At 45.2% G+C, this 13,835-nt stretch carries 7 protein-coding genes and 1 tRNA gene; 3 read left to right on the top strand and 5 right to left on the bottom strand.

The window, feature by feature from the left end:
- Positions 1 to 386: 386 nt before the first annotated feature.
- The 3 genes from DW103_RS13090 (at position 387) to DW103_RS13100 (ending at position 6,984) form a co-directional block, all read left to right on the top strand.
- Entirely contained in the window at positions 387 to 2,855 is a 2,469-nt protein-coding gene (locus DW103_RS13090; protein ID WP_122276861.1) for a glycoside hydrolase N-terminal domain-containing protein, read from the top strand.
- A 4-nt stretch (positions 2,856 to 2,859) separates the two neighbouring features.
- The gene (locus DW103_RS13095; protein ID WP_122276863.1) at positions 2,860 to 5,379 is read left to right on the top strand and encodes an alpha/beta fold hydrolase; all 2,520 of its coding nucleotides are present in this window, start codon (positions 2,860 to 2,862) and stop codon (positions 5,377 to 5,379) included.
- Between the two features lie 66 nt (positions 5,380 to 5,445).
- Positions 5,446 to 6,984: a family 43 glycosylhydrolase gene (locus DW103_RS13100; RefSeq protein ID WP_122276865.1), complete on the top strand. Its 1,539-nt coding sequence runs from the start codon at positions 5,446 to 5,448 to the stop codon at positions 6,982 to 6,984.
- Positions 6,985 to 7,066: 82 nt separating this feature from the next.
- Here the strand turns inward: DW103_RS13100 and DW103_RS13105 are convergent, their stop codons facing one another.
- The 5 genes from DW103_RS13105 to DW103_RS13125 form a co-directional block, all read right to left on the bottom strand.
- Positions 7,067 to 9,277 carry a GNAT family N-acetyltransferase gene (locus DW103_RS13105; RefSeq protein ID WP_122276867.1) on the bottom strand — a complete coding sequence of 737 codons (2,211 nt, stop codon included), beginning with the start codon at positions 9,275 to 9,277 and terminating at the stop codon, positions 7,067 to 7,069.
- Positions 9,270 to 10,130 (bottom strand): DUF2156 domain-containing protein, encoded by an 861-nt coding sequence (locus DW103_RS13110; protein ID WP_158576699.1) that lies wholly within the window; start codon positions 10,128 to 10,130, stop codon positions 9,270 to 9,272. The genes DW103_RS13105 and DW103_RS13110 overlap by 8 nt, the downstream gene beginning before the upstream one ends.
- A 226-nt stretch (positions 10,131 to 10,356) precedes the next feature.
- Positions 10,357 to 10,430 (bottom strand) — tRNA-Ile (locus DW103_RS13115).
- A gap of 260 nt (positions 10,431 to 10,690) precedes the next feature.
- A protein-coding gene (gene prfB / locus DW103_RS13120; protein ID WP_122276871.1) for a peptide chain release factor 2 occupies positions 10,691 to 11,819 on the bottom strand; the annotation gives its coding sequence in 2 pieces (ribosomal slippage) (positions 10,691 to 11,755 and positions 11,757 to 11,819; 1,128 coding nt in all).
- Positions 11,820 to 11,875: 56 nt separating this feature from the next.
- Positions 11,876 to 13,681, bottom strand: a complete 1,806-nt coding sequence (locus DW103_RS13125) for a long-chain fatty acid--CoA ligase (protein ID WP_122276873.1) — start codon at positions 13,679 to 13,681, stop codon at positions 11,876 to 11,878.
- Positions 13,682 to 13,835: the final 154 nt, after the last annotated feature.

Consider the following 13,835-nt stretch of genomic DNA (forward strand, 5'->3'; position numbering starts at 1 on the left):
ATATAAGACGAATAGTAGTCAACGATAATCGTTAACATACAATGTATTCGCAGTGCCATCGTAGTGGCACTAGAGTGCCACAGGCATGGCATTGCAGTGCCACTACGATGGCACTGGAGGTTGTCGGCAGCATTCGGATATTGAATCGGGCAGCAAATGTATGTTAACGATTATCGTTGACTACTATCCGTCTTATATATAAGTCAGGTTGACTCGGTTAAAACGAAAACAGCCGGGCAGCAAACGGGAAAAAGATGCAGGAGGATAAGAAAGCAATCCCGCAAAAATTGTCAGTATCCTTTAGGAGCTGAACACTTTATTCCTATATTTGTAATCGGAAACACTTAAATATTCGGGAATCTGAATACTAGAAAAACATTATATTTATGAACATCAGGAAAATCGGGACAGCAGGAATTATTTTTTTCTTTTGCTGTCTATTTGCAAATGCTTCCGACTTAAAGTTATGGTACAAACAACCGGCCGGCGAATGGGTTGAAGCACTACCGCTTGGCAATTCCCGCCTGGGCGTAATGGTGTATGGCAATCCAGCCAACGAAGAACTACAGTTGAACGAAGAAACAGTATGGGGCGGAGGGCCGCACCGCAATGACAATCCGGATGCCCTGAAAGCCCTGCCGGAAGTACGCCGCCTGATTTTCGAAGGGAAGGAAGAACAAGCCTACGGCATCATAGACAAAGATTTCCGGACACCGCGCAACGGGATGCCTTACCAAACCATCGGAAGCCTGCGACTAAAGTTTGAAGGACACGAGTCATACACGGACTATTACCGCGATTTGGACCTCGAACGGGCAGTGGCTACTACACGCTACAAAGTGGGAGACGTAACCTATACGCGCGAACTATTTACCTCTTTTCCCGACAATGTCGTGATTATGCGCATTACGGCGGATAAGCCGGACGCACTCGATTTCACCGCAAACTATACATCTCCCCTGGAGAATAAACAGTTCACAAAGGAAGGCAAGCTCATCCTTACCGGCCAAGGCGCCGAACATGAAGGCGTGGCAGGCGCTATCCGCATGGAATGCCAAACCGAGATAAAAGCGGAAGGAGGCAAGGTGAAATACGAAGGGGATAGAATACAGGTTTCGGGCGCAAATGCCGTTACCCTCTACATCTCCGCCGCTACCAATTTCGTAAACTATAAAGATGTCAGCGCAAATGCGCACAAAAAGGCGAACGCGTATATGAAGGCAGCCCTGAAGAAAACGTACGAACAAGCCCTGCAGGAGCATATCGACTACTACCGGGAACAATTCGGACGTGTGAAGTTAGATTTAGGGACTTCGAACGCTGCCCGCGAAGAAACACCGCTACGTATCCGCAACTTCGCAAACGGAAAGGACCCGTCGCTGGCCACTCTCCTTTTCCAATACGGACGCTACCTGCTGATTTCTTCCTCTCAACCCGGTGGACAACCGGCCAACCTGCAAGGTATCTGGAATGACAAGCTGCTGGCTCCTTGGGACGGCAAGTACACAATTAATATCAATACGGAGATGAACTACTGGCCAGCCGAGGTCACCAACCTGGGCGAGACACATCAGCCCTTGTTTACGATGGTGAAGGAACTTTCGGAAAACGGGCGGGAAACAGCCCGGGAAATGTATGGCTGCAACGGCTGGGTGGCGCATCATAACACCGACCTTTGGCGGTGCACCGGCCATGTGGACGGCCCGAACAGTGGCATGTGGCCGAACGGCGGCGGTTGGCTCAGTCAACACCTGTGGCAACATTACCTGTTCAGTGGCAACGAGGCATTCCTCCGCGAAGCTTATCCGGCCTTGAAAGGAGCAGCCGACTTCTATCTGGATTTCCTGACGGAAGAGCCGGTACATAAATGGATGGTCACCTCACCCTCTGTTTCTCCCGAAAACACGCCGAGAGGAAAATCGACTGCGCTGACTGCCGGTTGTACGATGGATAACCAACTGGCTTTCGATGTGTTGAACAATGCTCTCGAAGCTACTCGTATCTTAGACGAGGACAAACAATATGCCGGACGGCTGGAAAGTATGATTGCCCGCTTAGCTCCCATGCAGATTGGACGCCACAACCAAATACAGGAATGGCTGAAGGATTTGGACGACCCCAAAGATGAACATCGGCATGTTTCCCATCTATACGGACTTTACCCCGGCAATCAAATATCACCTTACAGCACTCCCGAACTCTTTCAAGCAGCCCGCAATACGTTAGTTTACCGGGGCGACCAAGCTACGGGCTGGTCTATCGGCTGGAAGATAAACCTTTGGGCCCGGTTGCTGGACGGTAATCATGCTTACCGGATTATCCGTAACATGCTGGTGCTCCGTTCCTCCGACAAGCAGGAAAAGAAACCGGACCCGAACGGACGTACTTACCCGAACATGTTTGATGCTCACCCGCCTTTCCAGATTGACGGGAATTTCGGATATACCGCCGGGATTGCCGAAATGTTGCTACAGAGCCACGATGGGGCCGTACAACTGCTGCCCGCACTACCTGACGCATGGCGGAAAGGAAGTGTCAGCGGCCTGATGGCACGGGGGGCTTTCGAAGTAAGCATGGAATGGGATGGCGTACAACTGAGTAAAGCGACTATTCTTTCCAAGGCAGGTGGTAATCTTCGCCTCCGTTCGTATGTCCCGCTCAAAGGAGAAGGACTGAAAAAGGCAACCGGTGAGAACCCTAACCCGTTATTCAAAAAGGCAAAGATTAAGGATGCACTTATTTCCTCCGAAATATCAGTTCCGCAGGAGCCGCTATTATATAAGGTATATGAGTACGACATCCTGACGGAACCGGGAAAGACTTATTCTTTCGAACGGACAACAATAAAAGAGTAAATAGATGAAAAGGATTTTGTATATTGCTTACTTGTTGCTCGCCCTGAGTTTATGCGGACGGGCACAAGAGACAACCGATGCAATACGGATAGCTTGTGTCGGCAATAGTATCACGTATGGAGCCGGGATAGACAACCGGGACAGAGACAGTTATCCGGCAGTACTCGGACAAATGCTCGGACGGAAATACGACGTCAGGAATTATGGTTTCAGTGCCCGCACGATGCTGATGAAAGGAGACCTCCCTTATATGAAAGAACAAATGTTCCGGGATGTCCAAACTTTTAACCCGAATATTGTCGTCATGAAACTTGGGACAAACGATAGCAAGCCGTACAACTGGGTACACAAAAAAGACTTCGCCCGGGATATGCAAACGATGATTAATACTTTCCGGGATTTGCCTGCCAAACCGACTATCTATCTCTGTTATCCGGCTAAGGCCTACCTATCTCAGTACGGGATAAACGACAGTGTCATTACAAACGGTATCATCCCCATCATCGACCGGCTGGCGGCACAAAACAAACTGGAAATAATCGACCTGCATACGGCAACCAGCGGCATGCAAGAACATTTCCCGGATAATATCCATCCCGACCCGGTCGGTGCGCACCGGATAGCGGAAACTGTTTATAAAGCGATTACCGGAAAAGAGGCGACACGGGAAATGCAGGCTTTCCCCGGCTTCAAAAGCGAATGGAACGGCTACGACCGTTACGACTTTACCTTCAATGACCGGCAAGCCATAGTCGTTGCTCCCCGTAAGGCGCGGAAAGGAAATCCCTGGATATGGCGGCCGGCGTTCTTCGATGCTTTCCCGAATGTGGACAAAGCTTTGCTGGAAAAAGGATTTCATGTGGTTTACTATGATGTGACACACTTGTACGGAAGTCCGCATGCCGTGGCATTGGGTACGGACTTTTACAACTATATGAGAAGATACTATCAGCTGTCGCCGAAAGTGACACTCGAAGGTTTCAGCCGCGGCGGGTTGTTTGCCTTTAACTGGGCGGCCAAAAACACGGACAAGGTAGCTTGTATCTATGTAGATGCTCCTGTTTGCAATTTGTTCAGTTGGCCGGGAAGGAAAGAGGCGCAACTCTGGAACGATATGCTCAAGGAATGGGGAAAGACAGAGGAAGAGATGGCAAACTTCAAAGAGAACCCGATTGATAACCTGGCGCCACTGGCGGCAGCCGGCATTCCTATTATCAGCGTTTGCGGGGATAGCGACCGGACGGTTCCTTTCAAAGAAAATATGGATGTGGTGCGTTCCCGCTATCTTGCACTGGGAGGACCGGTGGAGGTGATTATCAAGAAAGGGGGCGATCATCACCCGCACAGTCTCGAAAACCCGGAACCGGTAGTCGACTTTATCCTGCGCCAACAACCGGAATATAAGGAATACCAACATGCCAACTTGAGGGGCGACTTGCAAAACTCTTTCATCAAGTTCGAAAAAGAACGCCGGGGGCGAGTAGCTTTCTTAGGCGGCTCCATCACTGAGATGGACGGCTGGCGGAACCTCGTGGAACAGCAATTGCAACAGCGTTTCCCGTATACGGAATTTGAATGGGTGGAAGCGGGTATCGGTTCTACCGGGACGACTCCGGGAGCTTTCCGGCTGCAAAGTGATGTATTGTCGAAAGGAAAAATAGACCTGCTGTTCGTAGAAGCTGCTGTAAACGACCATACGAACGGGTTCACCGCCTCCGAGCAGGTTCGTGGTATGGAAGGGGAAGTCCGTCATGCCCTCCTGAGTAATCCGGATATGGATATCGTCATGTTGCACTTTATATATGATCCGTTTATCCCGATGTTGGCAAAACAACAGATACCGGACGTAATCCTCAACCACGAACGGGTGGCAAACCATTACCTGCTTCCATCTATCAACCTGGCACAGGAAATCGGCAAACGGATGCAGGACGGAGAATTTACTTGGGAAGAATTCGGCGGCACACATCCGTTGCCATTCGGACATAAATTCTATGCTGCGGCCATTGCCCGCCTGTTTGATACCATGTGGGCGAATATCCCGCCGGCTGCAACTATCCGCCCGCATGAAATACCCGCACAGCCATTAGATAAATTCAGCTATTATAACGGTGATTTCATCGACATCCGGGAAGCCCGCCTCAATAAAGGCTGGAAACTGATAACCAACTGGCATCCGGACAATCAAGCAGGAAAACGAAATGGTTTTGTCGATGTTCCTATGTTGGAAGCAACCCGGCCAGGTGACCGGTTGAAGCTGAATTTCAAGGGAAAAGCAATCGGTATCTTCTGTGTGGCGGGTCCTTCCGCTGGTATTCTGGAATACAGCGTGGACGGCGCTCCTTACAAAGAACTGGACATGTTTACGGAATGGAGTTCCGGACTATACATTCCTTGGGTATATATGCTTGAAACGGAGTTGGAAGAGGGTGACCATACGCTCGTACTTCGTATCTCTTCCCATAAAAACGAACGTTCCAAAGGAACAGAATGCCAGATACGGAATTTCGTAGTCAATAAATAGTCTCAATTTCTCTATCAGGGGCATCTTCTGGTAGGAGCCAATAGTAATAATTTGAATAGACCGACAATGAAAACTCTTTTAGCAGCACTTTTGTGTACAGCTTCCGTAACCCTGGGACTGGCACAACAGCAAAATTATTTTTCTAACCCTGTCATCCACGGGGATATGGCCGACCCTTCTATCATAAGGATTGGTGAAACTTATTATGCAACCGGAACCTCTTCGGAATGGGCCCCGCATTACCCTATCTTTGCATCTTCCGATTTAGTGAACTGGAAACAGACCGGACATGTATTCGACGAGAAACCGGCTTGGATAAAATCCTCCTTCTGGGCTCCGGAATGGTTCTATCATAAAGGGAAAGTATATGTTTATTATACAGCTCGTAAAGAAGCGGACAATATCTCATGTATCGGAGTTGCCGTTGCGGACTCTCCAACAGGAAAGTTCAAAGATTACGGCCCGGTTGTCGAATTCGGAAAAGAGGCGATTGATGCCTTTGTTTTGGAAGATAACGGCAAACTGTATATCAGTTGGAAAGCTTACGGACTGGACCAGCGGCCCATCGAACTATTGGCTTGCAAACTAACAGCCGACGGACTTCATCTGGATGGAGAACCTTTCAGCCTGTTGCGTGACGATGAAAGAAGGGGAATGGAAGGACAACATTGGTTTAAAAAAAACGGCTATTACTACATTATATATGCCGTTAACGGTTGCTGCGGTCCGAACAGCGATTATGCAGTAGCAGTAGCCCGCTCCAAAAAGTTGGCAGGTCCATACGAGAAATATGAAGGTAATCCTATCCTGCACGGCGGAAAAGAAATCCTTTCCATTGGCCACGGAACACTGACAACAACACCGGATGGGCGCATGTTTTATCTGTGCCATGCCTACAGTAAAGATGCAGATTTCTACCAGGGACGCCAGCCACATCTTCAGGAAATGAAAATAGGTGAAGACAACTGGCCTTATTTCGTCACAGGCGAATATGCAAGCCTGGTACAGCCAATGCCATTCGTAGAGTGCGTACAAAAGCCTGTTTTTAACTTTTCCGATGATTTTACAGAAACAACTCTGCGGCCCGAATGGACGTGGAATTATCCGTATGCCGATGTGAAAGCGGAACTTAAAGCCGGCAACTTATACCTAAGCGGTTCTCCTAAAGCAGGAACTCATACAGGCAGTGCGCTTTGCCTACGCCCGACAGCCGCGAATTACATATTGGAGACAGCCGTTGTAAACCAAAATGACAGTTGGAAAGGACTCGTCATGTATGGCGACAATGATAACTTGATTACATTAGGTTGCGAAGCCAATCAGCTGAAATTAAAGGCAGTGCACGATGGAAAAGAATCTATATTAGCGGATATGAGACTTCCTGCTCCTTCCTTATATCTACGCCTGAAAGTAACAGACGGCATCCATAGTTCATTCACTTATAGCGAAGATGGCAAAAAATGGAAGGAAATTGAATACAACCTCCCGCAATCAACTTTAAAATCTCTCGTCCGCTGGGACCGCATTTCCCGTCCGGGATTATACCAGCAAGGGGCAACAGACAAACCGGCTGTATTCGGTTACTGCCGGTTGATAAATGAATAATCATTTATCAGAATACGTAACAGACGGGATAACACGGGATATAACAATACCGTATTATCCCGTCTGTTACGATATGTTCCGTTCAATGTTTCCGGAAATAACGCTTAATATACCGCTTCCAAAAGCCCTCTCTGGCATAAAGGAATTTCACTAAATATCTTTTATAAAGAAAGAGCAAAACCAATACAAACAATCCAAACGAAATAAATACAAAATGGTTCTTAGGCTCCAATATAAAATTAATGACGGAAACTATCGTAAATATAGACCCAATGAGAGCGATAAAGTTGGCCTCCGCCTTATCCACAATATCACTCCGCATATTATAGATTGTCAATATCTCTTCTTTATTTCTTTGGAAAGCAGCTCTTAGTTTCCCTATGCCGAAAGCGTTTCGTATATTATTAATGGATGCAACGGAAGAAGGATAATTAACCTGAATATCCCAAAATTCTATCGATTTCACATGGGTAGTTAAAATCTGGTTTACAGACTTCAGTACGTTCCGATGCGTATACTGATTGATATTTACCAGAAACTTCACAATCTCCTCATTCGCAATCTCAATAGCGGCTTCTTCAAATAATATCAGTTCGATATAAAAAAGCGTTACACTTTCCATTGCCAGACGGGAAGCCATATCCCCCTGAAACGATTGCGACATCTGAACTACAACATTCTTAAAAGTATAGACAGTCGCATAATCATATTGAGCAATCCCATAGGGACTTGAAAGCAACTTCCAGATATCCTTATCGACCACTTTTCCCAAAACTTCCCCCTCCTCATACAACGTTTCGGCAAACAAAACAGAAGCAAGAAAATCCTGTGGGACCTCTTTTCTATTCTGAGGAATGGTTAAAAAGCTCTTGGCACTCCCCTTCTTTTCAATTCCAAATTCCGTTTCCAGGTATTTATAGAAATTCAGGCTTTCCCCTTTATTCAAAACATTGATTTGGTTTCTTGAAGTGGAGTCGAGAAGTTGAGTGATTAATAACCCGCATGATAAAGAAACAAGATGTAAAACCCCCATCCGGGTTTCCTTGTCTATGGATAAAATCAAATCCACACTGATAGCATCTCCACAAGGTTGACTTTCTCCGGCAAGGCCATTAAATGATAATTGTTTTTCCTCCTGTATCTGTACGGAAACCCTTCCCAGATAAAACCGTTCTATCCGGTATTTGAACATTTTATCATCAATATTCTTTACCGGGATACCCGCTTCGTATGTCGTCCGGAAATTCAATGCTTCCAATACCCGGTTAGAGACAAATGTTCTTTCAATCACTCCTGCAAACCGCTTCCTGTCATTATATTGAATCGGAATGGAGATATAAACATCGGGGATAATACTCCATTCTTTATGGTGAGCATCATAATTAGCCAGAAATTCTTCATAATTTCGGAAGCCGGGGAAAGAAGGTTCGACAGAAGTATAATAGACTATTGTACGGTTTTCCTCTTGCAATTTTATCTCTTGGAAAAACTGGACATTTATATATCTCTGGTACTTTATCAGGTCTTTATAACTCAAATAATATAAATCCGCTTTATCTCCGCCGACCGGAGAAGGGCTGAAATAGCCACCTTCATCTTTTACATATTCAAGTCTTATCGTATCCCTTTTAGTCGCGTTTATATCCATCTTTTTCAACGACAAACCGGATGGAACGGCCAACCAAATTTTGTTTTGTGCGCTGATAACCGGCAAAGTATCCTGCTCCGACAAATACCGGACAAACGAGCAATGCTCATATTCGCCGACAACCCTAAAGCCAAGCTTCAAATATAAAGCCACTGAATCTTTATTCGATATATCGGAAAACAGATTATAATTCGGGAAACAGTCCTGTACAATACGTACCATTTGGGTTGCATATCCTTTCCGCTGATACTCTTTCCGGACGGCTATCGCCAGCAAATATAAATATTCCCGGTTCCCTTTCAGATAATTGTCTATCTTGTAAAACTCATCGCTCAGCGAAGTTTTTATATTTTGCGCAACCTCGCTACCTTTAAATATAAAATTAAAGTCATCCGGATATTCGGACTTCAACTTGCCATAATTAAACCATAGAGCAAACGACACAACCATTTCTCCCTCCATTCTCATGTAAGCATATCCATGCTCCACGCATATACGGATACTTTCGGCAAAAATATCCCGTATGAGTTGCATCCGCTTCTCTCTTTCGGCAGACAGATGCAGGTAAAAAGGGTCATCTATAAAACATTCGCCGGCTAAGTCGGCAACAAGAGGGATATGTGTGTTGTCTATCAGTTTAATCATAATCGTTTATTAGGACATTGTATTTATTCAATAGCATCACGGGATGATAAGATTCCTTCGCTTTCCGGAGTCCGGGGTCTCCCGCGTCCTCTTCCCTGTTTATATAGGCAAGAGAAGGATATGTTTCTTTCATATCTTTTGAAAAAGACATATTTATCATTTCATAAAGCCCGTTTAAATTCCGATCCGCTTTTTCGATATGGACATACAAGACATCTTCGATGATTTCACCCATTGTAAAGGCTACAACCTTACCTTCCACCCGCATACAGGCCCCGACGAACCCCATATAGAAATAGTGTTTCAATATATCACAAGTCATCGACAGCTCCTGATTGAATATCGCACCGCCCTTTTCATTCAGCCGGCAGAATTCCTGATAAAAGTCCAACACATCCGAAAGATTGCTTTCATCAATTCTCTCATAAGAATAATCCGGATAACTGGCCCTGAAGCTATTCACATGATTCCGTTTCTTACTATATTTCTTACCTTTCAATTCTGCCAAATCCTCTATATCGTACACATAATCGAACCAGTCTTCCAGCGGTTTACTTACATGTGGAAGAGGTATTTGTTCCAACATCGCTTCCGGGACAGCAGAAAGCAAAAACGGCAAATGATGATATTTACAATACGTATGAAGCACTTCCAGCGAATCGGCAAGCGACAAAGCTCCCAAAGGCAGGGAAAACGCAACTTTAGACAGATTATCTTCGGACACTCCTTTGATGAAAAGGGTATCTTTATATATAGCATACTCATATTTAAAATATGAAACCCACATATAAATACCCCCTATCGTAAAATCACATGTCCTGTAAGTCTGATTATAAAGAAACGACTTTATCACGGGGAGATCATTTAATGTGATTTGCTTAAACTCAAGCATTTCCATACAATCTCAAAAATCAAGTTTAGATGAATAATACATTTACTTTTTGTTCATAACAAAAACAATCGAAAACGTTTTTTGTTCAAAGGTCTTATTTTGTATCCTCTTCCCAAACGAAATGGCCGGAAATTTATCCTAAAGAATACTAAAAAGGCCGTCACAAATAATTCTGTAACGGCCTTCGTGGTCCCACTTGGGCTTGAACCAAGGACTCCCTGATTATGAGTCAGGTGCTCTAACCAACTGAGCTATGGGACCTTTTCAGAGGCTGGCTCTGAAATCGGGTGCAATATTACGACTTATTATCGAGATATGCAAATGTTAAGTTGGAAAACTTGCGTTATTTTGGATTCGCCTTAGTGGAATGAACCCAATCTCCTTCCTTTAATATCAGAACGCCACCGACAATCCCCCAGTGCCATCGTAGTGGCACTGGAGTGCCACAGGCATGGCATTGTTGTGCCACTACGATGGCACTGCGAATACATTCGGAACAAAAAAAGGCTTGGTCCGCAGACCTATTTTTCGGCTGCGGCATCCTCTGCGGCAAACTCCATCAGGTATGCTTTGATAAAATCATCGATTTTTCCATCCATCACACCATTCACATCGGAGGTTTGATAGTTTGTACGATGGTCTTTCACGCGACGGTCGTCGAAAACATAACTGCGGATTTGGGAACCCCACTCGATTTTCTTCTTGCCGGCTTCTACTTTCGCCTGCTCTTCCATGCGGTGCTTCAATTCTTTATCGTACAAGATGGAACGCAATTGGCGCATCGCATTTTCACGGTTCTTAGGTTGATCGCGCGTTTCCGTATTTTCAATCAGGATTTCTTCCTCTTCGCCCGTGTACGGGTCTTTAAACTGATAACGCAGGCGGACACCGGACTCTACCTTGTTTACATTCTGTCCACCGGCGCCTCCCGAGCGAAAAGTATCCCAGGAAATAGCTGCCTGGTCTATTTTTACTTCGATAGTATCATCAACCAAAGGAGTGACAAAAACGGAAGCAAAAGAGGTCATTCGTTTACCTTGCGCGTTATAAGGCGAGACGCGTACCAGACGATGAACGCCATTTTCACATTTCAGGTAACCATAAGCATATTCGCCCTCAATATTGAGAGTAGCGGTCTTAATGCCGGCCTCATCGCCGTCCTGATAGTTGGCTACCGATATTTTATAATTGTTTGATTCCGCCCAACGCGTATACATGCGAAGCAACATCGAAGCCCAGTCCTGACTTTCCGTGCCTCCGGCGCCGGAATTGATTTTCAGGACACAACTCATCTGATCGGCTTCCTGGCGCAACATATTGCGGAATTCCAGGTTTTCAATCAGCAGAATGGCTTTCCCATACGCTTCGTCCACCTCTTCTTCGGTCGTAATTTCTTCTTTCACATAATCATAAGCCAACTGCAACTCTTCCGCCGCCGCATGTACCTCGTTATAAAGTTGAATCCACTTTTTCAATTCCTTTACCTTCTTCATCTGGATTTCGGCGCGTTTGGCATCCTCCCAGAAGCCGGGGTCATGAGTTCGCAATTCTTCTTCTTCCAACTGGATGGTCTTGCCATCTATGTCAAAGATACCCCCTCAGCGCTTGCTCGCGCTCCAACACGTTACGTAGCTGGTCTGATGTTATCATATTCTTTCTTTTTATTTTATAATTCGAGGCGACAAAGATACTAATTTTTACGAGACTTAATCCTCGTACATTTTCTCTATCTTCTCAGCATGTTTCTGCAGAACGACCGGACGACGCAGCTTAAGTGTATCCGTCAGCTCGCTACCCATCACGAACGGTTCGGATAAGAGGGTGAAACGCTTAATCTTCTCGTATGAAGCCAGATTTTTCTGATGTTCTTCCACGCGCGTCTCAATCATCCGGATAATCTCTTTGTTATTAACCAAATCTTCGCGGCTACTGTATCGGATGCCTTTTTCTTCCGCATACTTTTCGAGCAGCGGGTAAGCCGGGACAATCAATGCACTGACAAATTTACGCTGGTCGCCGATAACTGCAATCTGTTCGATATATTGGTCTCCACTCATCAACGACTCAATTGCCTGGGGAGCTATATATTTGCCGTTGGATGTCTTATACAAGTCTTTGATACGTTCCGTAAAGAACAACGTGTCACCTTCCAAACGGCCGGCATCGCCAGTCCGGAAAAATCCGTCGTCGGTAAAAGATTTGGCATTTTCGTCCGGCTTATTATAGTAACCGGAAGTCACAGTTTTTCCTTTTACCAAGATTTCTCCATTTGTTTCATCTATCTTTACTTCCACCCCCGGCATTACTTTGCCTATCGAACCGAACTGAAAGCCTATTTCAGGATAGAAACATACGGTTGCTGTTGTCTCACTCAGGCCGTAACCGTATGCAATCGGAATATTTACCGATTGAAGGAACTCATTTATCGTATCCGACAAAGGTGCTCCGGCCACAGGGAAGAAACGCCCGCGTTCAATACCCAATACGCGTTTCAGTAAATTGAATACCGTATGATTATAAAACTTAAATTTCAGGGCCAGTCCCAGAGGAGCCTTAATTTCCTTATTCTTATATTCCAGATTATATAAACGGCCTGTTTCGATTGCGTCCAAAAAAATCTTTTTCATTAAGGGAGAAGATGTATTAATCTTTTCGTGCACACCGGCATAAACCTTTTCCCAGAACCGGGGGACATTACACATCAAAGTAGGATGCACTTCCGGCAACGTTTTCTGTATCATCTTGGGGTCCTGGTTAATCGCGACAGTCACCCCTTTATGCAAGCAATAGTAAGTCCATGCCTTTTCAAAAATATGTGTCAGAGGCAAAAAAGACATGGATAAATCCTTATCTGTAACCATCGGCAAACGAACATCATGAATTCGCATCGCTTCCTGATAATTGGAATGATGCAACATGACTCCTTTGGACTCGCCTGTCGTACCGGATGTATATATAATGGTAGCCAAGTCTTCAGGTACAGCCTCGTTCATCCTGATTTTTACCGTAGATTCAATAGGAGCGTTGTCACCCAAACGCAAAAAATCATCAAAATAAATAGAAGTCTTATCTTCCGGATTCAACTTCACGGCAGAGTCGAACACAATCAACCGTTTCAGTATTTGTGAGTCTTTCTGAACCTTAAAAGCATTGTTATACTGTAACTGTTCCCCCACAAACAATGTATGTATTCCGGCATCATTAATTATATACTCGATTTGCCCCGGCGAGTTCGTTGCATACATGGGAATGGACACGGCACGATTTGCATAAGCTCCGAAATCCGTATACAAACATTGAGGCATATTCTGGGAATAAACCCCGATATTCTCCTGAACCCCTATGCCAAACTCAGCCATAGCTTTAGCTGTCAGCATAACCTTGTCGGAGAATTCCCTCCAAGAGATTTTCAACCATTTCCCGGTTGTATTATCACGGTGTTTTAAGGCAGTACGGGAGCCATATTTATCTGCTTGACGATGAATCAACTCGGCATAGTGATAGTAAATCATAATTCTTCATTTTGATTGATTGGGCAAAAATAATCTTTTCTATTCTAAATAGTCACCAGTTCAGCCTCTTTTTTACACACTAACGGGCATTTTGTGCAGTTTCGGGAACGAAAAGTGCTCTTTTCTGCTATTCTATCAAGGAATATATAGTTAA

It is taken from the genome of Parabacteroides sp. AM08-6, assembly GCF_003473295.1.
GTDB lineage: Bacteria > Bacteroidota > Bacteroidia > Bacteroidales > Tannerellaceae > Parabacteroides.